The following is a 24,024-nucleotide window of genomic DNA, read 5'->3' as shown; positions in this document are numbered from 1 at the left end:
TCCTCAGCTATTGGCGAAAAGCTCGCGGTGGTCGGCCACCCACTCGGCAAAAGTCGTGGCCGGCCGACCGAGAATCTTGTCCACCTCGTGGGTGACCAGCGCGGGCCTTTCGACCGTGTCGGCCAACAGGCCCATGTAGGCATCGGCGAATGCGGCCGGAAAGCCCAGATCGACGAACCGCTGCCGTACCACCTCGGTGGGCACCTCGTGATAGCGCAGCGGCCGGTCCAGCACGCGGCCGATCGTTGCCACCAGTTCGGTGTTGGTGAGTGCCTGTGGTCCGGTCAGCGGGATGCGCTGTCCCACAAGGTCGTCGGTGAGCAGTGCGACGGCGGCGACGGCGGATATGTCGGCGTCGACGATCACCGCGGTGGACGCGGCGGCATACGGTCCGCTCACCACATCGCCGGCCTGGATCTGCGCCGACCACATGCCCGCGAAGTTGGACGCGAACACCGTGGGGCGCAGGCTGACCCACTCCAGGCCGGAGGCCACGGCCAGCTGCTCGACTTCACGGTTGCGATCCCCGCGGACCCGGGACGGTTGCCGGGTGTCGTCGTCATCGGCGTTGATCGCAGACAACGCGACCAGGCGTTGCGCCCCGGCGGCGCGGGCCAATTCGACTGTCGCGGCCAGATCCGGGCCCAGGGCCCGGGAATTGAGGAAGACCGCCGAGGCGCCGACCATGCCTTCGGCGGCCGATCGCACCGCCTCGACACCGGACGGGAACCCGGCGGCGTCAGGATTGCGGCTGACGGCGCGCACGCGGGCACCGACACGGACGAGTTCGGAGACGAGCGGGCGGCCGACGTTGCCGGTTGCGCCCGTGACGAGAATTGTGTTCATGCGATCAAGGACGGGGCGGCCGTCCAGAAAGTTACAGCGGCTACGAATCAAGGCCACGAGTAACTTTTCGGGCCGCGGATTCGTCGTAGACACATGAACGGATCTGCCGGTCTCGAGGCGGCGTGGCGTGACCACCACCCCTATCTGGTCAACCTCGCCTACCGCATGCTGGGCGACATCGGTGACGCCGAGGACGTCGCGCAGGAAGCGTTTCTGCGGCTGGCCGGCGCCGACCAGGAGCATCTCGATGATGTCCGCGCCTGGTTGACAGTGGTGGCGGGCCGGCTGTCCCTGGACCTCCTGCGATCGGCCCGGGCGCGGCTCGAACGCCCCGACGGCTCGGCGGCACTGGCCACGACCGCGGCTGTCGGCTCCGACCCGGCAGACCGCGTCACTCTCGACGACCAGGTCGGCTCGGCGCTGCTGGCGGTGCTGACCCGGCTCAGTCCCGGCGAGCGCGTCGCATTCGTACTGCACGACATCTTCCGGGTCCCGTTCGACGACATCGCCGACACGGTGGGCCGCCCGGTCGGAACGTGCCGACAGCTGGCGCGCCGGGCCCGGACGAAGGTGACCGGCGCCGCGCCGACGCTGGATCAGGTCAGCGCCGACGAGCACCGACAGGTCACCGATGCGTTCATCACCGCGTGTGCCAACGGCGACGTGGCGGCGCTGGCCTCGGTGCTCGACCCGAGCGTCTGGGGTGTCGGCACGGTGCTCACCGACCCCGCCCTGCGTCAGGTCAACCACGGCCGCCATGACGTCGCGACAAACCTGCTCCGCTACCTCGGGCCGGGGGCGACGGTGGTGTGCGCGGCCGAACCGGTGCTGCTGGCCTACGACCGGCACCGGCTGTTCGCGGTCGTGGTGCTGACCATCCGCGACGGGCTGGTGCTCAAGATCGAGGCCACGGCCGACCCGTCGGCTCGGCAGGCGAGTCAGCCCTGAGTCGGTTCGATCCCGACCGGACCGTCCTCGGCGATGACCTCCCACTCGCCGAACGGCTGCAAACCCAGCGACTTGGCGAGCGCCACGGACGCGTAGTTGTCGAGCTGACAGCGGTACTGCGGTTCGTAGCCCTGCTCGTAGACATAGCGGCTCAGAGCGCGAACCACGGTGCGCGCGTGACCGTTTCCGCGGAAGGGCGACAGGGTCAGTACACCGAGGTCGGCGAGCGGCGCGTCGTCCCACGGATACGCGCTGGCCGCACACACCAGCCGAGGTTGCTCGAACGCCCCGAACACCGCCCAGTGGTCGAGCTCCACGTACGCGCCGTCCAGGTCAGCTGCCGAGGCGCCCGACTCGAATTCCGCGAAAATCGCACTGTCGAGGTCGGTCAACCGGCGCACGTCCGGGCAGTCATCGGTCAACGACTCGCGTGTCCCCGATCCGAAGTAGAACACGTAGTCCGCGCCGTTCAGGGTGATGCCGGCGGCCGTGAGGGCCCGGCGGAACTCCGCTTCCGACAGGTTGGCCCGCCCACCCAGTCGCGCCCGGTCGGCAAGATCGGGGGTCAGGGCTGCGCTGACCCGGCCGTCGGCGGTCTTGAGCACCATGACGGGGGAGTCGACGTCGAGGTCCGGCCTGGTCACGACGGTGAAGTCCGTGTCGCGGTACAACACGTCACCGGCGAAGCAGGTTTGCCAGTACGCGGCGACGGCCGGTGCGAACAGCGGGCTTGAGAAGGCGGACATGCTCATTTTCTGGAGAGGTTCGACGGGCCTCTTGACGGTAAGCGCGGTCGCAAGCGAATTTTGGCCGGCGCATTAGGGAACGCCCATCACAGCGCGGCACAATGGGTTGGTGAGCGATTCCCCGGCGCGGCAGCGCGTGCTGATCCTCGGAAGCACCGGATCCATCGGCACGCAGGCGCTCGACGTCATCGCAGCCAATCCCGACCGGTTCGAGGTCGTCGGCCTGGCTGCCGGTGGGGGTAACCCCGACCTGCTCGCCGCCCAGCGCGCCGCGACCGGCGTCACCAACATCGCGGTGGCCGACGCGGCCGCCGCGGAGAAGGTCGGCGACGTGACCTATGCCGGTCCTGACGCGGCAACCCGCCTGGTCGAGAACACCGAAGCCGATGTGGTGCTCAACGCGCTGGTGGGGGCGTTGGGGCTGGCGCCGACGCTGGCCGCCCTGGCCACCGGTGCGCGGCTGGCCCTGGCCAACAAGGAGTCACTGGTCGCGGGTGGCCCCCTGGTGCTCAAGGCGGCCGCACCGGGGCAGATCGTCCCGGTGGACTCCGAACACTCCGCGATGGCCCAGTGCCTGCGGGGCGGCACCGCCGACGAGGTCGCCAAGATCGTGCTCACCGCGTCGGGCGGTCCGTTCCTCGGATGGTCGGCCGCTGACCTGGAATCGGTCACCCCGGAGCAGGCCGGCAAGCATCCGACCTGGTCCATGGGCCCGATGAACACGCTGAACTCGGCGACCCTGATCAACAAGGGCCTGGAGTTGATCGAAACCCATCTCCTGTTCGGCATCGACTACGAGCGCATCGAGGTCGTGGTGCATCCGCAGTCGATCGTGCACTCGATGGCCACCTTCACCGACGGCTCGACACTGGCCCAGGCCAGCCCGCCGGACATGAAACTGCCGATCGCGCTGGCCCTGGGCTGGCCCGAACGGGTCGCCGGCGCGGCCCTGGCCTGTGACTTCACCACTGCCTCGACCTGGGAATTCCTGCCGCTGGACAACGAGGTGTTCCCCGCCGTGAATCTGGCCCGGCAGGCCGGAACGCGTGGCGGCTGCCTGACCGCGGTCTACAACGCGGCCAACGAAGAAGCGGCAGAAGCGTTCCTTTCCGATCGGATCTCGTTCCCGGCGATCGTCGACACCGTCGGTGACGTGTTGCACGCTGCCGACCAGTGGGCTGCCGAACCCGCTACCGTGGAAGAAGTACTCGACGCGCAGCGGTGGGCCAGGGATATGGCCCGGCGCACCGTCGAGCAGAAATCCGTCAGAAAAGGGCTCGTCACCAAATGATGTTCGTTATCGGCATCGCGCTGTTCGCGCTGGCCATCCTGGTATCGGTGGCCCTGCACGAATGCGGGCACATGTGGGTGGCGCGCGCCACCGGCATGAAGGTGCGACGCTACTTCGTGGGCTTCGGCCCGACGCTGTGGTCGACGCGGCGGCCCAACCGGCTGGGGGAGACCGAGTACGGCATCAAGGCCATCCCGCTGGGTGGGTTCTGCGACATCGCCGGTATGACGTCGGTCGACGAGATCGCACCCGAAGACCGGCCATATGCGATGTACAAGCAGAAGGTGTGGAAGCGCGTCGCGGTGTTGTTCGCCGGGCCCGCGATGAACTTCATCATCGGGTTCGTGCTCCTCTATGCGGTCGCGATCATGTGGGGCCTGCCCAACATCAATCAGCCCACTACTGCGAAGGTCGGCGAAACCGGTTGTGTGGCAGCACAACTGAGCCTCGACAAGATGGGTGAGTGCACCGGGCCCGGTCCCGCCGCGTTGGCCGGTATCCAGGCCGGCGACGAGATCGTCAAGGTCGGCGACACTCCCGTCTCGGACTTCAAGCAGATGGCCACCGAGATCCGCAAGCTCAACGGCCCGGTGTCGATCGAACTCAAGCGCGACGGTCAGACCATCACGACCGTCGTCGACGTGACCCAGACCAAGCGGTTCACCAGCACGGAGGCCAAGGAGGCCACCACCGTCGGCGCCATCGGCGTCAGCGAGGCCCGGGGTGAGCCGCCGACGCAGTACAACGCGATCACCGCGGTGCCCGCCACGTTCTCGTTCACCGGCGACCTCGCGGTCGAGCTCGGTAAGTCGCTGGCCAAGATCCCGACCAAAATCGGTGCGCTGGTGCACGCGATCGGCGGCGGCGAGCGCGACAAGGAAACCCCGATCAGTGTCGTCGGCGCGAGCATCATCGGCGGCGAGACGGTCGAGGCCGGGCTGTGGGTGGCGTTCTGGTTCTTCCTGGCGCAGTTGAACTTTGTGCTCGGGGCCGTCAATCTGGTGCCGCTGCTACCGTTCGACGGCGGCCACATCGCGGTCGCGACGTACGAGAAGATCCGCAATATGTTCCGTGCCGCCCGCGGCAAAGTCGCCGCAGCCCCGGTCAACTACCTCAAACTCATGCCCGCCACCTACGTGGTGTTGCTGGTGGTGGTCAGCTACATGCTGTTGACCGTGACCGCCGACCTGGTCAACCCGCTCAGCATCTTCGACTAGGAGATCTCATCTCATGACGTCCATCGGTTTGGGAATGCCCGCACCCCCGGCACCGACCCTGGCGCCGCGCCGCAAAACCCGTCAGCTCGACGTGGGTGGTGTCGGCATCGGCAGCGAGCACCCGATCGCCGTGCAGTCCATGTGCACCACCAAGACGCACGACGTCAACTCGACGCTGCAGCAGATCGCCGAGCTGACCGCGTCGGGTTGCGACATCGTGCGGGTGGCCTGCCCCCGGCAAGAGGACGCCGACGCGCTCGCCGAGATCGCCCGGCACAGCCAGATCCCGGTGATCGCCGACATCCACTTCCAGCCCAAGTACATCTTCGCCGCGATCGACGCCGGCTGTGCCGCCGTGCGCGTCAACCCCGGCAACATCAAGGAGTTCGACGGCCGGGTCAAAGAGGTGGCCAAGGCCGCCGGTGAAGCGGGCATCCCGATCCGGATCGGCGTCAACGCCGGCTCGCTGGACCCACGGTTGCTGCAGAAGTACGGCAAGGCCACCCCAGAGGCGCTGGTCGAATCCGCGCTGTGGGAGGCGTCGCTGTTCGAGGAGCACGGCTATGGCGACATCAAGATCAGCGTCAAGCACAACGACCCCGTGATCATGGTCGAGGCGTACCGCCAACTTGCCGCCCAGTGCGACTACCCGCTGCACCTCGGTGTCACCGAGGCCGGCCCGGCGTTCCAGGGCACGATCAAGTCCGCGGTGGCGTTCGGCGCGCTGCTGTCGGAGGGCATCGGCGACACCATCCGGGTGTCCCTTTCTGCGCCGCCCGCCGAAGAGGTCAAGGTCGGCAATCAGATCCTGGAGTCGCTCAACCTGCGACCGCGTGGCCTGGAGATCGTGTCCTGCCCGTCCTGCGGGCGCGCCCAGGTCGACGTGTACACGCTGGCCAACGCGGTGAGCGCGGGCCTGGACGGCCTCGATGTCCCGTTGCGGGTCGCGGTGATGGGCTGTGTGGTCAACGGTCCGGGTGAGGCCCGCGAGGCCGATCTGGGCGTTGCCTCCGGTAACGGCAAGGGCCAGATCTTCGTCAAGGGTGAGGTCATCAAGACCGTGCCCGAGGCACAGATCGTCGAGACACTTATCGAAGAGGCGATGCGGCTGGCGGAATCCGCGGGTTCAGATGATGCCAGCGGTTCGCCAGTGGTGACCGTAAGCTGATAGCGACCCTGTGAGCGGGGTCACCCAGCCTTGGCTTGAGCAGAGGGAATCGCCAATGTCGGCTCCGCCGCTGTTCCGACTCGTCGACGAGCGACGAGTTTCCGTGGTGCGCGACGCCACCCCTTGCCTGCAGGTGTTCGACGAGGATCCGGTGGGGTCGTGCATGGTGGCCGCGCGTGTCGCCGAGTTCGGCGTCGAGCACGGCGCGATCGGCGGGGAGCTGTGGACGCGCCGCGGCGTCACCGAGTCGTTGTGTTACGCCGGGCCCAATCTGATCCCGCTACGCGGTGACGCCGAGGATCTCAAGGCGTTCTCGGACAAGGCGATGAGCACCGCGCGGCGCTGCTCCTCGGTGGTGGGCCGCGCCGAGCTGGTGATGCCGATGTGGCGCCGGCTGGAATCGGTATGGGGTTCCGCCCGTGACGTCCGCGAGCAGCAGCCGCTGATGGCGTTGAGCTCGATGCCGCTTTGCGCGATCGATCCGGCGGTCCGCCCGGTGCGAATGGAGGAACTCGACACCTACCTGGTGGCGGCCATCGACATGTTCATCGGCGAGGTCGGGGTCGACCCGCGGTTGGGTGACGGCGGTCGTGGTTACCGTCGCCGCATCGCCAGCCTGATCGCCGCGGGACGGGCGTGGGCCCGGTTCGAGCGCGGCGAGGTGGTGTTCAAGGCCGAGGTCGGGTCGCAGTCGCCCACGGTCGGCCAGATCCAGGGGGTGTGGGTGCATCCGGAGTGGCGCGGCCATGGGCTCGGTACGTCCGGGACAGCGGCGCTGGCGTCCGCCGTGGTGGCCTCGGGCCGTATCGCAAGCTTGTACGTCAACAGCTACAACACGGTGGCTCGGGCGACGTACGCGCGCATCGGATTCGAGCAGGTCGGTACGTTCGCCACCATCCTGCTGGACTGAGCGCGTCGGGTCCCGGTGTCACCGCCGTCCGGCGGCGGCCCGCGCCAGCAGCTCGTCGACCGACCATTGATCGTCGGCATGAGCGCCGTATTTGGCCGCGAGCACCACGCCGTCGGGTGCGATCAGGAAATCTGCTGGTAGCCCGAGCCGTCCACCGGCCTGCCTGCCGGCCGGTGCGCGGAATCGTCCGCGCAGTGTCAGGGCACTGCCTCGGACGAGCGCCGGCCAACTGCGGGGATCGAGCAGGGCGCGGGCGCTGGACTCCACACCGAACTGTCGGTAGATGTCCTTGTCCGGGTCGGCAACGGTCGCAAACGGCAGATCCGCTGTGTGCTCGGCCAATTCGGCGGCAGGGGAGTGGAAGAAGACCACTTCGCGGATGCCCGCGGCGTGGATCTCGGCATGCCGGGCGACGAAGGACTGCAAATGCAGATTGCAGATCGGGCAACCGGCGAAGCGCCTGAACTGCAGGTGGACCAGATCGCTCGGGTCGGGCACCGGGATGTGTTCGCCTGTGACACTGCGGAATTGGTATCGACCGATGGTCCTTGGTGCCTTGGGCGAGACGGGTGTGGTCACGGGTCCTCCTGGTTAGCGTGCACTGTACGCCTATGATTGGACGGTATAGGAGTGCGGTGTACGCTGTCAATCGTCATGCCGCGCCCACGTTCACTCACCCAACGTCAGGTTGCCGCAGCTGCGCTTGAGGTCGTCGACACCGACGGGCTGGCGGGGCTGTCGATGCGAGCTGTCGCTCGTCAGTTGGGCATGGGCACCATGTCTCTGTATCGGTACGTGGCCGATCGGGACGAGCTCGAAGCGATGGTGGTGGACCTCGTGCTCGACGGAGTCGATCTCGTATCGCCTCGGGGATCCGTGCGACACCAACTCGCCGAACTCGCCGAGCGGGTACGTACGGCGACCGCGCGGCATCCGGCCGTGGCGCCGCTGATGCTCACGCACCGACATCGCTCGCCGGCGTCACTGCGCTGGGGTGAGTCGGTGCTCGGCGTGCTCACGACCGCCGGATATGACGGCGAGCGACGGGTCTACGCGTTCCGCGCCCTGCTCGCCTACATCTTCGGAGCGCTCGAGATCGAGATACTGGGAAGTCTGGCCGGGCCAGGTACCCAGGCGCTGGCGGGCTTGCCGGCGGGCGAATATCCGTTGTTGTCGGAGACTGCGGCGGTCGCCGCAGGCATCGGGCCCGATGAGGAGTTCCGGCGCGGCCTCGAGATCCTGTTGAGTGCCCTGGACGTGTGAAGCGGGCAACTCATCGGTCTCGCCACAGTCTCGGTTCGGTATCGGTGCGCCTCCGACGATTCCGGCCTCCACGTTTCTAACATCAGCCTCAATGGCAACTCAAACATCATCAGTCACACGGACCGCGGGCCTGTTCACGGTCATCGCGGTCCTCGGGGCGACGGCGCTCAGTGCCTGCACCCCACGGCCCGACGGGCCGGAGCCTGCCGCCGAACAGTTCTTCGCGGCACTGGCCACTGGTGACACCGCGGCAGCGGCGGCGCTGGCCGACCGGCCCGACGATGCCAAGACCGCTCTTGGTGAAGCGTGGAACGGTTTGCAGGCCACCGGACTCGACGCGCAGATCCTGGGTTCGAAGTACGCCGGGGACACCGGCAGCGTCACCTACCGCTACACCTGGCACCTGCCGAAGAACCGCACCTGGACCTACGACGGGCAGCTCAACATGATCCGGGACGAGGGTCGGTGGGAGGTGCGCTGGAGCGCCACCGGACTGCACCCCAGGCTGGGTGAGCACCAGACCTTTGCCCTGCGGGCCGACGCGCCGCGACGGGCATCGGTCAACGAGCGTGGCGGTACCGATGTGCTGGTACCCGGCTACATCTATGCCTACGCACTCGACGCGAGGGCGGCCGGTGCCGCGCTGATGCCGACGTCCCGCGCGGTCGCCGACGCCCTGCGGGGATTCGACCCCGCCTTGGGAGACCCCCAGCGACTCGCCGAACAGGCGAGCGCGTCCGCGCAGCCGATGAGCCTGATCACGCTGAGGCAATCCGACAACGACCGGATCGCGCCCGCCATCGGCCGGCTGCCCGGCGTCGTCGTCACCCCGCAGCCCGAAATGTTGCCCACCGATGAAACTTTCGCTCCGGCGATCGTCAACGAGGTCAAGAGATCGGTGGCCGACCAGCTCGACGGTCAGCCGGGCTGGCGGGTGGTCACGGTCAATCAGAACGGCGTCGATGTCGACGTGCTCAACGAGGTGGCCGGTGATCCGGCACCGTCGATCACCATCAGCCTGGACCGCTCTGTGCAGGACGCCGCGCAGAACGCGGTCAACACCACCGGCAAACAGGCGATGATCGTCGCGATCAAACCGTCCACCGGCGAGATCCTGGCCGTCGCGCAGAACGGGGCCGCCGACGCCGTCGGACCGCTCGCCACCATGGGGCAGTTCCCGCCCGGTTCGACCTTCAAGATGGTCACCGCGGGCGCGGCCATCGAGCGCGACATGGCAACGCCCAACACTCTTTTGGGGTGCCCCGGCACGCTCGACATCGGGCACCGGACCGTCACCAACTACGACGCATTCGATCTCGGCACCGTGCCGATGTCACGCGCATTCGCCAATTCGTGCAACACCACCTTCGGTGAGCTCGCCAGCCGGATGCCTCCACGCGGTCTCACCCAGGCCGCTGCGCGCTACGGCATCGGTACCGACTACCAGGTGGACGGCATCAACACGTTGACCGGTTCGGTGCCGCCCACAGTCGACCTGGCCGAGCGCACCGAGGACGGCTTCGGCCAGGGCAAGGTGCTCGTCAGCCCGTTCGGCATGGCGCTGGCGGCCGCGACCGTGGCGGCGGGCCGGACTCCGGTGCCGCAACTCATCGAGGGTCGCCAGACCATGGTCGACCGCGCGGGGGCCCCGATCAGCCCGAAGATGGTGGACGGACTGCGACCGATGATGCGGTTGGTGGTGACCAACGGCACGGCCAAGGATCTCAACGGGCTCGGCGACGTGCGCGGCAAGACCGGGGAGGCCGAGTTCATGGGTGGCTCGCACTCCTGGTTCGCCGGTTACCGCGGGGACATGGCGTTCGCGGCGCTGATCGTCGGCGGCGGCAGCTCGGAGTACGCGGTGCGGATGTGCAAGACCATGTTCGACAGCCTTCCCCCCGACTACCTGGCCTGAACGGCGGTACCGTTGAACCTGCCATGACAGGGATCAATGAACAATCTGTGGACCTACGCGTCTCCGATGCGGACCGCAATGGCACGCTGCGGCGGCTGCACAATGCCGTGGCACTCGGACTGATCGACATCGCCGAGTTCGAGGAGCGCTCCGCGATGGTGTCGCACGCCCGTCTACATTCGGACCTCGATGCGTTGGTGGGGGATCTGCCCGGGCCCGGAGCCATCGTCACCACCGCCACCGACCGCGTCGAGTTGCGCGGTGTGCTCGGCTCGCTGAAACGCCAGGGTGAATGGACCGTTCCGACCCGGCTGGCCCTGGTACGCCGGATGGGTTCGGTGGAGCTGGATCTGACCCGGGCCCGGTTCGCCGGGCCGATGGTGGTCATCGAGCTGGACATGAAATTCGGGTCGGTGGAGATCCGGTTGCCCGACGGCGCGAGCGCCTCGATCGACGACGTCGAGGTGATCGTGGGCAGCGCCGACGATCACCGTCGCGACGCGCCGGCCGAGGGTTCTCCGCACATCATCCTGACCGGCAAGGTGGTGTGCGGTTCGGTCGATATCCGTGGGCCGCGGCGCAACTGGAAGCTGACGCTGCGCCGGTCCTGATCTCAGCGAGGTTCGAGCACCGCGAACGTCAGCGTCGCGCGGGCAGCGAGCCGACCGCGGGTGACGTCGGTGACGTCGACCGAGGTCACGATGAGGCGTTTCCCGGCCCGTACGACCTTCGCCTCCGCGCGAGCCGTGCCCATGATCGGCGCGAGGAAGTGGATGTTGAGGTCGGCGGTCGTCACGTCGTAGCCGACCCCGCTGGCATTGCCGGCCAGCATCCCTGCCGCGATGTCGATCAGAGTGGCCACCAAACCGCCCTGCAGGGCGCCGCGGACGTTGGCGAGGTCGGGCCGGTTGTCCATTTCGAGTACCAGCCTGTCGGCGCTCGACTCGACCTCGCGGTACTCCAGTAGTTCCAGCACATGAACGGTTTCGGTCATCGCCGTGCCTCAGTCATCCTCGTACGGTAACACCATTACCGGTTAACGAGAGGACCGCTCTCGCGAGGGTTGCCGCAGCGCCTCGGTGGCCGGCAGCTCGACGCCGCGCAACGCTGGAGGCGTTGTCGCTGAACTGACGATTAAGCTGTCCACATGCCAGTTCGTACCGCCCTGCGCCCCGGCGTGCAGTCACCGACCCTGCCGGTTCCGAAGTCGATCCCACGACCGGAGTACGCATGGAAGTCGACCGTGCAGGAGGGCAGCGAACCCTGGGTGCAAACGCCCGAGGTGATCGACAAGATGCGCGTCGCGGGCCAGATCGCGGCGGCGGCCCTGGCCGAGGCCGGCAAGGCCGTGGCGCCCGGCGTCACCACCGACGAGTTGGACCGCATCGCCCACGAATACATGATCGATCACGGTGCCTATCCATCGACCCTGGGCTACAAGGCATTTCCCAAATCCTGCTGCACCTCGCTCAATGAGGTGATCTGCCACGGGATTCCGGATTCGACCGTGATCGAGGACGGTGACATCGTCAACATCGACGTCACCGCCTACATCGACGGCGTGCACGGTGACACCAATGCCACGTTCCTGGCCGGCGACGTCTCCGAGGAACACCGGCTGCTCGTCGAGCGCACTCACGAGGCGACCATGCGCGCCATCAAGGCGGTCAAGCCCGGGCGCGCGCTGTCAATCGTCGGCAGGGTGATCGAAGCCTACGCAAACCGATTCGGCTACAACGTGGTTCGTGATTTCACCGGGCACGGCATCGGCACCACCTTCCACAACGGGTTGGTGGTGCTGCACTACGATCAGCCGGCCGTGGAGACCGTGCTGGAACCGGGCATGACCTTCACCATCGAGCCGATGATCAACCTCGGATCGCTCGACTACGAGATCTGGGACGACGACTGGACCGTGGTGACCAAGGACGGCAAGTGGACCGCTCAGTTCGAGCACACCCTGGTGGTCACCGAAGACGGCGCCGAGATCCTGACCCTGCCGTGACGCAGGTACCGTGAGCGGCGCGTTGCTGGTCGCCGGCACCACCTCCGACGCCGGCAAGTCGATGGTCGTGGCGGGGCTGTGCCGGTTGTTGGCGCGCAAGGGCCTGTCTGTGGCGCCGTTCAAGGCGCAGAACATGTCCAACAACTCGGCGGTCACCGTCGACGGCGGCGAGATCGGCCGCGCCCAGGCCATGCAGGCCCGGGCCGCCGGGCTGGCGCCCAGCACCAGGTTCAACCCCATCCTGCTCAAGCCTGGCGGGGACCGCACGTCACAGTTGGTGATCCGCGGCCAGGTGGCCGGAACGGTGGCCGCCGGCGATTACTTCACCCACCGGGAGCGGCTCGCCGCTGTCGTCGCCGACGAATTGGCCTCACTGAGATCCGAATTCGACGTGGTGATCTGTGAAGGGGCCGGCTCTCCGGCCGAGATCAACCTGCGTGCCACCGACCTCGCCAACATGGGGCTGGCCCGTGCGGCAGATCTGCCTGTCATCGTCGTGGGCGACATCGACCGCGGCGGTCTACTGGCCCACCTGCACGGCACCGTGGCGGTCCTGGCCCCTGAGGACCAGGCGCTCATCGCGGGATTCGTCGTCAACAAATTCCGTGGTGACCCAGCCCTCCTCGAACCCGGCCTGCGGCAGCTGCTGGAGCTGACCGGGCGGCCCACCTACGGCGTGATCCCGTTCGACGACGGGATCTGGCTCGACACCGAGGATTCGGTGTCGGTCCGGCCCGGCGGCATGGTGGGCACACCGCAGCCGCCCCGCGGGGCGCAGACACTCACTGTCGCCGCGATCAGGCTGCCGCGCATCTCCAACTCCACCGACATCGAGGCACTGGCCTGCGAGCCCGGTGTTGCGGTGCGCTGGGTCGCCGACGCCGCAGACCTCGCCGGCGTCGACCTCGTGGTGATTCCCGGAAGCAAAGCCACCGTCAGCGACCTGGCCTGGCTACGGCAACGCGGCCTGGCCGAGGCCGTCCTCGAACACGCGGCCCAGGGCCGGCCCGTGCTCGGGGTGTGCGGCGGGTTCCAGATGCTGTGCCGCCGCATCGACGACGGCGTCGAGTCCGCGGCTTCGGAATCCGTCGAGGGGCTCGGCCTGATCGACGCCGACATCGAATTCGCTCTCCACAAAACCCTGCGGCACTGGGAAGAACCGTTGTGGGGCTACGAGATCCATCACGGGCAGGTGACCCGCAGCGCAGCCGATGACTGGCTGGGAATCGGGCTCCGTTGCGGCTCGGTGTACGGCACCCACTGGCACGGTCTGCTCGACAACGACCACCTGCGCCGGGCCTGGCTCAGCGAGGTCGCCGCGGGTGCAGGTCGCGACGGGTTCGTGGTTGCCGACGACATCGACGTCCGGGGTCGGCGCGACGCCCAGTTGGATCTGATGGCCGACCTGCTGGCCGCACATCTCGACGTCGATGCCGTGATGGACCTGGTGGCGCAGGGGCCGCCGCCGCGGCCCACCATGAGCACTGCGCTCGCTGATGTACCTCGGTAACCTGGGCAGATGATCCGGTGCCATCGGTGGGTGGCAGCTTTGGTGGGGCTGGTCGCCGTGATGACGGTGTCCGGTTGCTCGACCGTGGTCGCCGGATCTGCCACCTGGCCTGGGGCCACGCTCGAGAAAGTGTTGCTGACGCCCGCCGACTTCCCGCCCGGTGTGCAGTTCGATCGCGTGATCGACGACGGCGGCGGTCCTGGCGGATCCGGTGGATCGCCACCGATGCTGTCCAACCCGGCCGGATGCAGTGACGGCCTGACCCGGGTGATCGCCGAAACCGCCGAGCGGGGCCCGGGCAGTGCCGCGCAGATCATCGCCGCCTACGACGGCGCGCGCATGGTGCTGACGGTGATGACCTCGCCGCTGCCGCTCGACCGGCTGGCCGCCACCGCAGAACGGTGCGCACAGTTCTCCACCTACTTCGATCCGGCGGACAAGGGCATCCCGATGACCACAACCAAGGTCGCTGCGCCGCGTGCGTCGGCGTTGGCCTATCAACAGACCATGCGGCTGGGCGGTGAGGAACAGAGCATCTTCTTCGCCTTCGAGAACGTCGGCAACTGGGCGGTTCTCGGCATCGCGTTCCCGGCCCAGAATCCTTCTATCGTCGCCAAAGGTGCATTGCCGCAGACATTTCTGGACGTTTTCGGCATCCAGGCCCACCGCCTGGATGCACGCTGACGCCGACGTCAGGACAATATTGATTCCGGCCCGCACGTCGCTACTGGACGGTAGTTTGTCCGAATGCTTACCACCGTCGCGACGATCGACGGATTCACCACGCCCGTCGACGTCTCGGGACCTGAGCAGGGTTCCACCGTGGTGGTGCTGAGCGCGGGCCATCACGGTCCAGCCGCTTATGAGCCGATCTGCCGACGGTTGCACACCGCGTCACTGCGCACGGTGATCATCGGTCCCGATCCACGCTTGACCGCCAAGTCCGTGGTCGGCATTCTCGATTCGCTCAACATCAAATGGGCGTTGCTGGTGGGCGACCGACTCGGGGGAGAACTTGCCTGGGAGCTGGCCGCCACCCGGCTGGACAAGTTCATCGGCCTGGTGGTGGTGGACCGCGGCCACCCACGTGTCGCCGACGCCACCGGTGTGATCCGCGACGACGAATGCCCCCCGGTGGAGATGAATACCACCGTGCTGGTCAGCACCCCTGCTGCCCGCGCAGTGGCCAAGGCCAGCCAGCGCTACGTCTACGGTGACTTCCGCTTGGTGGAGATGCCGGGCCGGCGCAGTGCCGGTGATTCGACCGCGCAACTGGCGGCCGAGATCGTGCTGCGCACCAGCAGTTGGTGACGGGTCGCGGCCTGCTCTTGATTGTCACGCTGGAGTGGCGGTCGACCTCGAGTGTCACGCTGGAGTGACAGCCGGCGGTGTTGGGCTGCGCCGTGCTCGTGGTTTGTCACGCTGGAGTGGCTTTGGCCGCCGAGTGTCACGCTGGAGTGACGACGTAACGGCAAATCCGGCGGCCTGCCTTCGCGCGGGCGCTCAGTCAGCCGCAACTGTGTTGTCGGGTCGGCGGCCTGCCTTCGCGCGGGCGCTCAGTCAGCCGCCTCCGAAGGCTTCCAGGCTTGCGGCAACCCCGGCTGCTGCGGGAACAGGAAATCCACAAACGCCGCGGCCGTGGGCTGCGGCTCATGATTGGCCAGGCCTGGGCGTTCGTTGGCTTCGATGAAGACGTACTCACGGCCCGTCACATCGGGCACCAGCAGGTCGATTCCCGTCACCGGTATGCCGAGCGCCTCGGCCGCTGCCACTGCGACCCGGCACAGTTCCGGGTTCACCTCTGCGGTGACGTCGTGGATCGTCCCGCCCTGGTGCAGGTTCGCGGTCCGTCGCACCCGCAGCCGCTCGCCCTCGGGCAGCACATCGTCGAACGACCATCCGGCCTCGGCGACCGTGCCCTTGGTGACGTCGTCGATCGGGATGCGCGATTCCCCACCGGTGGCGGCGGCGCGGCGCCGCGACTGCGTCTCGATCAGCTCGCCGATGGTGTGCTTGCCGGTGCCGACGATCTCGGCGGGCCGGCGAATCGCGGCGGCCACCACCTTGCCGTCGATCACGACCAGGCGAAGATCGTCGCCGGCGGCGCGCTGCTCGATCAGCACCTCCGGATATTGCTCGCGGGCCCGGTGCAGCGCCGCGTCCAGCTCGTCGCCGCCATCGACCCCGACGGTGATCCCCTTGCCCTGCTCGCCGCGGGTGGGTTTGACCACCACATCGCCGACCTCGGCCAGGAACTCGTGATCTTCGGCGTCGAAAGTGGCCAGGCGGCCCTTCGGCACCGTGATACCGGCGTCTGAGACGATGCGTCGGGTCTGGCGCTTGTCGTCGCATCGGGCCATGGCCACCGCAGAAGTGAACTCCGAGAGCGACTCCCGGGTGATGACGCTGCGACCGCCGTGCGACAGCCGCATCTCTCCGGCGCCCGCATCGAGCACCTCGACGCGGATGCCCCGACGCATGGCTTCGTCGGCGATGATGCGGGCATAGGGATTCAGATCGTCGACGGTCTCCGGAGGATGGGTGAACAACGGCTCGTTGATCGCGTTCTTACGCTTGACGGCCAGCACCGGGACCCGGTGGAAGCCCAGTTTCTCGTAGAGCGCGATCGCGGCGGAGTTGTCGTGGGCCACAGAGAGATCCAGGTAGGCCCGGCCCCGTTCGCGGAAGATCCCGGCCAGGGTCCTGGTGAGCGCATCGCCGACGCCGGGGAGTCCGGCCGCCGGATCCACAGCCAGGCTCCACAGGCTCGACCCGTCCTCGGGGTCGGCGAACAACCGCTTGTGGTCGACGCCGGTGACGGTGCCCACTACAGTGCCGTCGTCGTCGCGCACCGCGACCAGATAGACCACGGCAGGGGTGAGGGTGTGGTTGTGCCAGATGACGTCGACGGGTGCGGGGACCATCCCGCACCGCACGTACACCCGGTTCATCGCGTCGGCGTCGTTCGGCGTCTGCAAGGTACGCACGGTGAACCCGACGGGCTGGGCGGCGGTGAGTTCGTCGGTGAACCGCAACCGGTAGGTGTGGCTCGGGTCGATGAACAGTTCCGCAGGGGAGCGGGCGATCAGCACGTGCGATTCGCGGGCGTAGATGCAGATGTCGCGGCGGCCCGGGCCTTCCCGCTGCAGCACCTCGGCCAGAGTCTCGGGGTCGGCGAACGTCTGCCCGAAAATCAGTCGACCCCAGCCTAATTCGAGTACCACATCGTCGGCCATGGCGTCGACGAGGTGCTGCGGTGAGGCATCGTGCAGGCCGAGCGTGATCGCCTCGGTGTGGTCGGGCTCCATTGCCGGGGCCGACGCGTCATGGTCGGTGGCGGTCATGCCGCGGCTCCCGTCACACCGTGGCGCTGCAGCCACAACTCGAGCAGCGCGATCTGCCATAACTCGTTGCCACGCAGAGGAGTCAGCCTGCCGTTCGGGTCGGCCAACAGCCGGTCGACGGCCTCGGGACGGAACAGGCCGCGCTCCTTGGCCTCCGGCGCATAGAGCGCATCGCGGACCATGTCCAGGTACGGCCCCTCGAGGTGGGTCAGCGCCGGGACCGGGAAATATCCCTTGGGTCGATCGATCACCGCTGCCGGAATCACCCGGCGCGCAGCCTGTTTGAGCACACCCTTGCCGCCGTACGCGGTCTTCAGGCCTGGTGGGCAGGTGGCGGCCAACTCGACGAGCTCGTGGTCGAGGAACGGCACGCGGCCTTCCAGGCCCCACGCCATGGTCATGTTGTCCACGCGCTTGACCGGATCGTCGACCAGCATCACGGTGGTATCGAGCCGCAACGCCCGGTCCACACCGGTCTCGGCACCCGCCGCAGCGAAGTGATCGGTCACGAAGACCCCGCTTGGGTCGCCGTCGGCCCGGTATCCGTCGCTGATCAGTGCGGCCACTCCGGTGCTGTCCCGGTCGAAGAACGCGCCGCGGTAGCTGGCCACCGAACCGTCCAGGCTGGCCGCGCCCGGTTCGGCCATCGGCGGGTACCAGTGGTATCCGGCGAAGACCTCGTCGGCGCCCTGTCCGGACTGCACCACTTTGACGTGCTTGGCTACTTCCTGGCTGAGCAGGTAGAAGGCTACGCAGTCATGGCTGACCATCGGTTCGCTCATCGCGCCGATCGCTCCGTCGAGGGCGGGCAGCATGCGGGCGGTGTCGATCCGGATCTGGTGATGATCGGTTTCGAAATGCTCGGCGATGATGTCGGAGTACTTGAACTCGTCACCGGCCACGCCGCCCACGGACTCGAAGCCGATCGAGAAGGTGGACAGACCGTGTTGGCCGGCCTCGGCGAGCAGGCCGACGATCAGGGAAGAGTCGACGCCGCCGGACAGCAGGCACCCGACGGGCACGTCGGCCACCAGACGTCGCTCGACAGCGCGCCGCAGTGACTCCAGTACCGCGTCCTCCCAATCCTTTTCCGACCAGTCGGCCCGGTCGGCGTGCCGGCTGAAGTCCGGCGACCAGTAGACCGTGGTGTGCCTGCTGCCGTCGGGTTCGATTGCGACGACGGAAGCGGGCGGCACCTTCTTGATGCCCTGCAGGATGGTCAACGGGGGCGGCACCACCGAATGGAACGTGAGGTAGTGGTGCAGCGCGATCGGGTCGATCCGGGTGTCGACCCCGCCGCCGGCCAGCAGCGCGGGCAGGGACGAGGCGAACCGGATCCGATGGTTGTCCTCGGTGATGTAGAGCGGCTTGATGCCAAGCCGGTCCCGGCCCAGCAGCACCCGGCCGGTGTCCCGCTCGACGATCGCGAACGCGAACATCCCCATCAGGTGCTCGACGAACCGGTCGCCCCAGTGGTGATAGGCCTTGAGCAACACCTCGGTGTCGCTGTGCGAGAAGAAGCGGTAGCCGTGCCCGGACAGTTCCCGGCGCAGCTCCTGGTAGTTGTAGATGCAGCCGTTCCAGCAAACGGTCAATCCCAGTTCGGGATCGACCATGGGCTGGGCGCCCGCTTCGGTCAGGTCAATGATTTTCAGGCGGCGGTGACCCAGTGCGACCCGGCCTTGCGACCAAACACCGGCCGCGTCCGGACCCCTGGGTGCCATCGCGTCTGCCATGGCCGACACCGCTGAAATATCCGGTGTCCGGCCATCGAGACGCACCTCCCCGGCGGCTCCACACATCAGTTCGACCCTACACAGGATCTGGCGTCGGTGCGCCACCCGCGGTGTGTCGGGGGTGTGACCAGGACATGTCGGACAGTGGCCCTATTCTCCTCGCATGAGGCCTGGATTCGGCTTCGGGATAGCCCGTGACGAGCTGATTCGCGATTTCGGAGCGCAGTCGACCGTGCGCGGTGAACGTTATGCCGTCGAGGGCCGGGTCCGCGACATCGAGTTCGATGCCGAAGAGCGTCTGCTGCGCGGGCGGTGCGTGGGTTCGCATGGTCAGCTGTATGTCCTTGAGGTCGGACTGTCGCCGGGAAGTCGGGCTGTCGTCGAGTGGGCATTGTGTTCATGCCCCGTGGGGTCGTTCTGCAAACATGCCGTCGCCCTGGTGCTGGCGGCCTCCCCGGCTGATGCGGCACATGAGCCGGTGGAGCGTTGGCGCTACGTCCTCGACAAGGTGCTCGACGAGGTCGCCGCCCCGGAAGGGGGCGGCAAACCGATCGCGCTGGAATTCTCCATCGGTGCACCCACGCGCTACCGCCCGGGGACGCTGCTGATGCTGCGTCCGCTGACTCTGGGCAAACGGGGCACCTGGATCACCCGGGCGTTGACCTGGGGCCGCCTCGCGGACTATCCCGATCCCGGCGAGTTCGATCGTGAGCAGTACCGGGCGGTGCGGGCACTGGTGTCGGAGATGGTGCGGTACTCCTCGCCGCACAGCGGTGAGGGAATGATGCTCAACGGCATGCCCGCGACCTTGTGGCCACGGCTCGACGAGGTGCTCGCCGCGGGCGTGACCATCGTGGCCGACTCCGCAACGGGCATTCGTGCGGTCGAGTTGGCCAAGAACGTCCACCTCCGGTTGGACTTCGCCGCCGAGGGCGGTGGCGGTGCGGTGATGTCGGTGTCCCTGATCATCGACGGACAGGAACGCGACCCCGACGGCGTCGGGCTGATCGGGATGCCGGCTCCGCACGGGATGTTTCAGGTGGTCGACTCGGTGCTACGGCTCGGTGCCTTCGATCCGGTACCCGCACGCACCATGGCCGAAATGCTGGGCCATCACGAGCAGGTGCACATCCCGGCCGACATGGCGCGTGAACTCGCGGTCGACATCCTGCCCCGCCTGGCGAGCAGCGTGGACATGGAGGTCGCCGACGGGCTCTTCGTCCCACCGGCCATTACCGGACCGAAGCCCGCGCTGACTGTCAAAGTCGTCGACGGCGGCGCACGGGTCTTCTGGAGCACCCGGTACGAGGTCAACGATCAGCATCACGACTTCGACCCGTTGTCTTCGGCCGGGCTGATCGGATATCGCGACCCGGCCGCGGAGGAGGAGCTGTGGCAGCGGGTACTGCCGGCGTTGCAGGTGGTCGCGGCGGCCGCGCAGGACTGGAAACGTCAAGCCTCCCAGCATGTCAACCGCCGGATCTCCACGACGCTCGACGCCGAGGCCGTCCACGAGTTACGGGCCATCGTCAATGCCGTGAGCGCTGTGGACGCGGTCGCGGTCGCGTCCCGGCGCACTCTGCTGGGCGGGGTCAACCTCACCGCAGTGGAGGCTGCCGTGTTGTGTGACCAGACCCTGCCGCAGCTGGACTGCTACGCGGATCTGATCGTCGATGCCGATGGCCGGTACCGAGCTGCCGGCGCCGACCCGGTGCTGTCGTTCTCCGGGGACATCTCCGCTCCGGGTGACTGGTTCAACCTGAACGTCACGGTATCTGTGGACGGCGAGACGGTGGCCCTGCCCGAGGTCATCCGCGAATTGGCCACTGGCGCAACGCACATGTTGCTGCCGTCGGGTATCTACTTCCGGCTCGACACGCCGGAGCTGGTCCGGCTGAGGGCCTTGCTCGACGAGGCGCGTGCGCTCGGTGAGATCGACGGGGACCGGGTCAACGCCGCATCGCTCAACGTCACATTGTGGGACGAACTGCTGGAGCTCGGCGTTGTCGACGAGCAGCTCGCCCGGTGGCGGGCGAATCTGGCGCGCTTGGCCGCCGCGCGTCCGCCGGCGCCGATCGCACCGCCGGTTGGCCTCGACGCCGACCTGCGCGACTACCAGCGGGACGGGCTGGACTGGCTTTCATTCCTGTGGGACAACGGGATCGGCGGAGTGCTCGCCGACGACATGGGCCTGGGCAAGACCGTGCAGACCTTGGCGCTCATCGCGCGGGCGGTGGCCGGGGGCGCCGGCAAGTTCCTGGTGGTGGCGCCGACGAGCGTGGCCCGCAACTGGGTGGCCGAGTGCCGCAAGTTCACCCCTGACCTGAGTGCGGTGGTACTGACCTCCACCACCGCCCGCTCGGCGGTGGGTTTGGCCGAACAGGTGGCCGCGGCCGACATCGTCGTCACCTCCTACACGCTGCTGCGGATGGACGTCGCCGCCTATTCGCAAATCCAGTGGGCCGGAATGGTTCTCGACGAGGCCCAGTTCGTCAAGAATCACCACAGCAAGACCCATCAGGCCGCCCGGCTGCTCGACGTGCCGTTCAAGGTGGCGATCACCGGCACACCGATGGAGAACAATCTGATGGAGTTGTGGTCGCTGCTGTCGATCACCGTGCCCGGTTTGTTCCCGTCACCGAAGGTGTTCGAGACGTATTTCCGTAAGCCGATCGAATCGGGTCAGGCCGACGACCTGCTTCCGGTGCTGCGCCGGCGGATCAAGCCGGTGCTGTTGCGCCGCACCAAAGGCCAGGTGCTCACCGAGTTGCCACCGAAGAGTGAGCAGGTGCTGACCATCGGTCTGAGCGCCAAGCACCGCAAGATCTATGACACGCGGCTGGCGCGGGAACGCCAGAAAGTGTTGGGACTGCTGGGGGACTGGGAGAAGAACCGGTTCCAGATCTTCCGGTCGCTGACGCTGCTGCGCCAGCTCAGCCTGCACCCGGGGCTGGTCGACGACTCCGCGCGCTCGGTGGGTTCGGCCAAGATCGACTTCCTGGTTGAACAGCTCGATCAACTGGTGGCAGAGGGGCACAGTGCGCTGGTGTTCAGCCAGTTCACCGGGTTCCTCGGCATCGTCAGGTCGCATCTGGATTCTGCGGGGATCGCCTACAGCTACCTCGACGGTTCCGTCGACTCCGACGGAAGGGCCAGGGCCATCGAGGAATTCGGTGCCGGTACCAAGCAGGTGTTCCTGATCAGCCTGAAGGCGGGCGGATTCGGGCTCAACCTCACCGCCGCCGACTACTGCTTTCTGTGCGACCCGTGGTGGAGCCCGGCCGCCGAGGCACAGGCCGTCGACCGGGCCCACCGCATCGGGCAGGCCCGGCCGGTCAGCGTCTACCGTCTGGTGGCGGAGAACACCATCGAGGAGAAAGTGGTTGCGCTGCAGGACCGCAAGCGGGCCCTGTTCGCCGCGGTGGTCGACGACGGCGACCTGTTCGGCTCAGCCATCACAGCCTCCGATATCCGCGAGTTGCTCGGCTGATCGACCGGAGACGGGTGTGCTGGCGGTGTCCACCTGTTTGATCGGACCGGTGAACCAGTGCTTCACCGAGGCGTGCCAGTAGATGAACAGCAGTATCAGCACGCTGCCCACCAGCAGCGGGGTGTAGTTCACGAACTTCCACTCGAAGCTCGGGTCCCACGGCATGCCACCGAGCGAGGTCGGGAACATCGCGATGATCGCGGTGACGATGATCTCGACGATCGCCACCGGTGCCATCCACTTGTACCTGTTTCCGACATTCCACTTGCCCTGCTCGAAGGAGTCGCCGGCCTTCCACCGGTAATAGATCGGCACCGCGAAGCACAGGTACAGGCCAACCACACCGATCGAGACGACCGCGTAGAACGCGACCGGGGACGGGACGTCCACACCGTTGACCGGAATCTTCACCGGCACGATGGCGGGCAAGGTGATGATGGCCGCGACCACCGCGGTGATGATGACGGCGTTGGCGGGCACGCGGCTGGCACTGACCTTCGACCACCATTGGTGCCCGGGGACCGCGCGGTCCCGGCTGAAGGCGAACAGCATGCGCGAGGCGCTGGTCTGGCAGGCCGTGGTGCAGAACAGCTGTCCCGCAGTGGCGATCAGCAGTACGACGCCGGCCCACTTGGATCCCAGTGCCTGGGTGAAGATGGTCGCCACCGCGCCACCGTTGGCCGATACCTCGTCGGAGTTCTGCACGGCGAACAGGAACGACAGCAACAGGATCCAGCCACCGATCGCCGAATAGAAGATCGACTGCCAGATGCCCTTCGCGGCGGCATTGGCCGCGCTCTTGGTCTCTTCGGACAGGTGCGCCGACGCGTCATAGCCGGTGATCGTGTACTGCGTGAGGATCGCCGAGATGGGCAGGACGAACAGCAGGAAGCCCCAACCGGACGTCGAGCCGGAGAAGATCCCGGAATTGTTGATGGTCTTGGCGAAAACATCGGAGACACTTGCATGTTGGTCCGGGAGTAGCCACAGGATCGCGATCACTGCAGTGGCTCCGGCGACGTGCCACCACACCGAGACATTGTTGATGACGGCCAGCAGGTGCGACGAGAAGATGTTGATCAGGGCCGAGACCGCCAGGATGATCAGGAACATGATGAACACCCGGGTCAGGCTGTAGCCGGCCAGCCAGGATTCGCTGAACGTGCCCAGGGTGAGGTCCAGGAATGTCGCGCTGCCGTAGGACACCGACGCCAGAATTGCGATCAGGCCGATCAGGTTGAGCCAGCCGGTGTAGAAGCCGGCCCTGGGCCCGCCGAGTTTGGAAGCCCACCAATAGATTCCACCTGAGGTGGGATAGGCGGAGACCAGTTCGGCCAGACAGAATCCGATGATCAGGATGAAGACCGAGACGATCGGCCAACCCCAGGCGATGGCGGCAGGGCCGCCGTTGTTCCAGCCCAATCCGAACGACGTGAAGCAACCGGCGAGGATCGAGATGATCGAGAACGAGATGGCGAAGTTGGAGAATCCTGACCAGGACCGCTGCAGTTCCTGGACGTAACCGAGTTTGGCGAGATGTTGTTCGTCGTCCGTGAGTTGTTCGGTGAGTTCTTCGTGCCCCTCGGGCATGGCGGCTCCTCGTGTGCCGGGCGGTGGGCGGTCTGCCAAACGGAC

General features: G+C 67.2%; 20 protein-coding genes. 13 read left to right on the top strand and 7 right to left on the bottom strand.

What is annotated here, in order from left to right; translation table 11 throughout:
* Nucleotides 1–3 precede the first annotated feature (3 nt).
* Nucleotides 4–846, bottom strand: a complete 843-nt coding sequence (locus tag AC4ELS_RS20770) for an NmrA family NAD(P)-binding protein (RefSeq protein ID WP_499049031.1) — start codon at nt 844–846, stop codon at nt 4–6.
* A 93-nt stretch (nt 847–939) separates the two neighbouring features.
* On the opposite strand from AC4ELS_RS20770, the gene sigI reads away from it, so the two are divergent.
* Nucleotides 940–1,794: an RNA polymerase sigma factor SigI gene (gene sigI / locus AC4ELS_RS20765; protein WP_064886911.1), complete on the top strand. Its 855-nt coding sequence runs from the start codon at nt 940–942 to the stop codon at nt 1,792–1,794.
* Here sigI and AC4ELS_RS20760 read toward each other — a convergent pair.
* Nucleotides 1,785–2,540 carry a GNAT family N-acetyltransferase gene (locus AC4ELS_RS20760; RefSeq protein WP_463806068.1) on the bottom strand — a complete coding sequence of 252 codons (756 nt, stop codon included), beginning with the start codon at nt 2,538–2,540 and terminating at the stop codon, nt 1,785–1,787. The two genes, sigI and AC4ELS_RS20760, sit on opposite strands and share 10 nt — an antisense overlap.
* A gap of 106 nt (nt 2,541–2,646) precedes the next feature.
* Here AC4ELS_RS20760 and dxr point away from each other — a divergent pair, with 106 nt between their 5' ends.
* From dxr to AC4ELS_RS20740, 4 genes are read left to right on the top strand one after another with little or no spacing between them, the layout of a single operon-like run.
* Complete coding sequence (gene dxr, locus AC4ELS_RS20755) at nt 2,647–3,831, top strand: 1-deoxy-D-xylulose-5-phosphate reductoisomerase (protein ID WP_499049028.1); 1,185 nt, start codon at nt 2,647–2,649, stop codon at nt 3,829–3,831.
* Nucleotides 3,828–5,048, top strand: a complete 1,221-nt coding sequence (locus AC4ELS_RS20750; RefSeq protein ID WP_064886905.1) for a M50 family metallopeptidase — start codon at nt 3,828–3,830, stop codon at nt 5,046–5,048. The genes dxr and AC4ELS_RS20750 overlap by 4 nt, the downstream gene beginning before the upstream one ends.
* Nucleotides 5,049–5,061: 13 nt before the next feature.
* The gene (gene ispG, locus AC4ELS_RS20745) at nt 5,062–6,216 is read left to right on the top strand and encodes a flavodoxin-dependent (E)-4-hydroxy-3-methylbut-2-enyl-diphosphate synthase (protein ID WP_055113031.1); all 1,155 of its coding nucleotides are present in this window, start codon (nt 5,062–5,064) and stop codon (nt 6,214–6,216) included.
* A gap of 55 nt (nt 6,217–6,271) precedes the next feature.
* The gene (locus AC4ELS_RS20740; RefSeq protein WP_064886903.1) at nt 6,272–7,126 is read left to right on the top strand and encodes a GNAT family N-acetyltransferase; all 855 of its coding nucleotides are present in this window, start codon (nt 6,272–6,274) and stop codon (nt 7,124–7,126) included.
* Nucleotides 7,127–7,144: 18 nt separating this feature from the next.
* On the opposite strand, the gene AC4ELS_RS20735 is transcribed toward AC4ELS_RS20740, so the two are convergent.
* On the bottom strand, nt 7,145–7,705 hold the full coding sequence (locus AC4ELS_RS20735; protein WP_448446717.1) for a peroxiredoxin-like family protein: 561 nt from the start codon (nt 7,703–7,705) through the stop codon (nt 7,145–7,147).
* Nucleotides 7,706–7,780: 75 nt separating this feature from the next.
* Between AC4ELS_RS20735 and AC4ELS_RS20730 the strand changes: the two genes are divergently transcribed.
* From AC4ELS_RS20730 to AC4ELS_RS20720, 3 genes are all read left to right on the top strand, one after another.
* Nucleotides 7,781–8,389 (top strand): TetR/AcrR family transcriptional regulator, encoded by a 609-nt coding sequence (locus AC4ELS_RS20730; RefSeq protein WP_448446715.1) that lies wholly within the window; start codon nt 7,781–7,783, stop codon nt 8,387–8,389.
* Nucleotides 8,390–8,480: 91 nt separating this feature from the next.
* Entirely contained in the window at nt 8,481–10,304 is a 1,824-nt protein-coding gene (locus tag AC4ELS_RS20725; protein WP_064886899.1) for a penicillin-binding transpeptidase domain-containing protein, read from the top strand.
* Between the two features lie 23 nt (nt 10,305–10,327).
* Nucleotides 10,328–10,915, top strand: a complete 588-nt coding sequence (locus AC4ELS_RS20720) for a DUF1707 SHOCT-like domain-containing protein (RefSeq protein WP_055113041.1) — start codon at nt 10,328–10,330, stop codon at nt 10,913–10,915.
* A 2-nt stretch (nt 10,916–10,917) separates the two neighbouring features.
* Here the strand turns inward: AC4ELS_RS20720 and AC4ELS_RS20715 are convergent, their stop codons facing one another.
* A complete protein-coding gene (locus AC4ELS_RS20715; protein WP_064959931.1) occupies nt 10,918–11,298 on the bottom strand; it encodes a PaaI family thioesterase in 381 nt (126 codons plus the stop codon).
* A 153-nt stretch (nt 11,299–11,451) separates the two neighbouring features.
* Between AC4ELS_RS20715 and map the strand changes: the two genes are divergently transcribed.
* The 4 genes from map (at nt 11,452) to AC4ELS_RS20695 (ending at nt 15,130) form a co-directional block, all read left to right on the top strand.
* Nucleotides 11,452–12,309: a type I methionyl aminopeptidase gene (gene map / locus AC4ELS_RS20710; protein WP_064959932.1), complete on the top strand. Its 858-nt coding sequence runs from the start codon at nt 11,452–11,454 to the stop codon at nt 12,307–12,309.
* Between the two features lie 10 nt (nt 12,310–12,319).
* Nucleotides 12,320–13,819 (top strand): cobyric acid synthase, encoded by a 1,500-nt coding sequence (locus AC4ELS_RS20705; RefSeq protein ID WP_499049024.1) that lies wholly within the window; start codon nt 12,320–12,322, stop codon nt 13,817–13,819.
* Between the two features lie 9 nt (nt 13,820–13,828).
* Entirely contained in the window at nt 13,829–14,503 is a 675-nt protein-coding gene (locus AC4ELS_RS20700) for a hypothetical protein (RefSeq protein ID WP_499049021.1), read from the top strand.
* 63 nt (nt 14,504–14,566) lie between these two features.
* Nucleotides 14,567–15,130 (top strand): alpha/beta fold hydrolase, encoded by a 564-nt coding sequence (locus AC4ELS_RS20695; protein ID WP_064886892.1) that lies wholly within the window; start codon nt 14,567–14,569, stop codon nt 15,128–15,130.
* 245 nt (nt 15,131–15,375) lie between these two features.
* Here AC4ELS_RS20695 and ngg read toward each other — a convergent pair whose 3' ends face one another.
* Both ngg and AC4ELS_RS20685 read right to left on the bottom strand, forming a co-directional pair.
* Nucleotides 15,376–17,163, bottom strand: coding sequence for an N-acetylglutaminylglutamine synthetase (gene ngg, locus AC4ELS_RS20690; RefSeq protein WP_064886891.1), 1,788 nt, complete (start codon nt 17,161–17,163; stop codon nt 15,376–15,378).
* On the bottom strand, nt 17,160–18,965 hold the full coding sequence (locus AC4ELS_RS20685) for an N-acetylglutaminylglutamine amidotransferase (RefSeq protein WP_463790320.1): 1,806 nt from the start codon (nt 18,963–18,965) through the stop codon (nt 17,160–17,162). The genes ngg and AC4ELS_RS20685 overlap by 4 nt, the downstream gene beginning before the upstream one ends.
* Before the next feature lie 97 nt (nt 18,966–19,062).
* On the opposite strand from AC4ELS_RS20685, the gene AC4ELS_RS20680 reads away from it, so the two are divergent.
* A complete protein-coding gene (locus AC4ELS_RS20680; protein ID WP_498882957.1) occupies nt 19,063–22,389 on the top strand; it encodes a DEAD/DEAH box helicase in 3,327 nt (1,108 codons plus the stop codon).
* On the opposite strand, the gene AC4ELS_RS20675 is transcribed toward AC4ELS_RS20680, so the two are convergent.
* Nucleotides 22,348–23,979: an amino acid permease gene (locus AC4ELS_RS20675; protein ID WP_498882956.1), complete on the bottom strand. Its 1,632-nt coding sequence runs from the start codon at nt 23,977–23,979 to the stop codon at nt 22,348–22,350. The two genes, AC4ELS_RS20680 and AC4ELS_RS20675, sit on opposite strands and share 42 nt — an antisense overlap.
* Nucleotides 23,980–24,024 lie beyond the last annotated feature (45 nt).

Source organism: Mycobacterium shunyiense (assembly GCF_058270035.1).
The sequence above is the reverse complement of the archived record's forward strand: the minus strand, read 5'-3'. Positions and strand labels throughout refer to the sequence as shown.

What these genes read in the sequence shown, in the direction of transcription:
- AC4ELS_RS20760 (WP_463806068.1), bottom strand. Translation starts at nt 2,540, where the DNA reads ATGTCCGCCTTCTCAAGCCCGCTGTTCGCACCGGCCGTCGCCGCGTAC.
- AC4ELS_RS20770 (WP_499049031.1), bottom strand. Translation starts at nt 846, where the DNA reads ATGAACACAATTCTCGTCACGGGCGCAACCGGCAACGTCGGCCGCCCG.
- AC4ELS_RS20730 (WP_448446715.1), top strand. Translation starts at nt 7,781, where the DNA reads ATGCCGCGCCCACGTTCACTCACCCAACGTCAGGTTGCCGCAGCTGCG.
- sigI (WP_064886911.1), top strand. Translation starts at nt 940, where the DNA reads ATGAACGGATCTGCCGGTCTCGAGGCGGCGTGGCGTGACCACCACCCC.
- AC4ELS_RS20715 (WP_064959931.1), bottom strand. Translation starts at nt 11,298, where the DNA reads ATGACCGAAACCGTTCATGTGCTGGAACTACTGGAGTACCGCGAGGTC.
- ispG (WP_055113031.1), top strand. Translation starts at nt 5,062, where the DNA reads ATGACGTCCATCGGTTTGGGAATGCCCGCACCCCCGGCACCGACCCTG.
- AC4ELS_RS20740 (WP_064886903.1), top strand. Translation starts at nt 6,272, where the DNA reads ATGTCGGCTCCGCCGCTGTTCCGACTCGTCGACGAGCGACGAGTTTCC.
- AC4ELS_RS20700 (WP_499049021.1), top strand. Translation starts at nt 13,829, where the DNA reads ATGATCCGGTGCCATCGGTGGGTGGCAGCTTTGGTGGGGCTGGTCGCC.
- AC4ELS_RS20720 (WP_055113041.1), top strand. Translation starts at nt 10,328, where the DNA reads ATGACAGGGATCAATGAACAATCTGTGGACCTACGCGTCTCCGATGCG.
- AC4ELS_RS20695 (WP_064886892.1), top strand. Translation starts at nt 14,567, where the DNA reads ATGCTTACCACCGTCGCGACGATCGACGGATTCACCACGCCCGTCGAC.
- map (WP_064959932.1), top strand. Translation starts at nt 11,452, where the DNA reads ATGCCAGTTCGTACCGCCCTGCGCCCCGGCGTGCAGTCACCGACCCTG.
- AC4ELS_RS20685 (WP_463790320.1), bottom strand. Translation starts at nt 18,965, where the DNA reads ATGTGTGGAGCCGCCGGGGAGGTGCGTCTCGATGGCCGGACACCGGAT.
- AC4ELS_RS20750 (WP_064886905.1), top strand. Translation starts at nt 3,828, where the DNA reads ATGATGTTCGTTATCGGCATCGCGCTGTTCGCGCTGGCCATCCTGGTA.
- AC4ELS_RS20675 (WP_498882956.1), bottom strand. Translation starts at nt 23,979, where the DNA reads ATGCCCGAGGGGCACGAAGAACTCACCGAACAACTCACGGACGACGAA.
- AC4ELS_RS20725 (WP_064886899.1), top strand. Translation starts at nt 8,481, where the DNA reads ATGGCAACTCAAACATCATCAGTCACACGGACCGCGGGCCTGTTCACG.
- AC4ELS_RS20680 (WP_498882957.1), top strand. Translation starts at nt 19,063, where the DNA reads ATGAGGCCTGGATTCGGCTTCGGGATAGCCCGTGACGAGCTGATTCGC.
- ngg (WP_064886891.1), bottom strand. Translation starts at nt 17,163, where the DNA reads ATGACCGCCACCGACCATGACGCGTCGGCCCCGGCAATGGAGCCCGAC.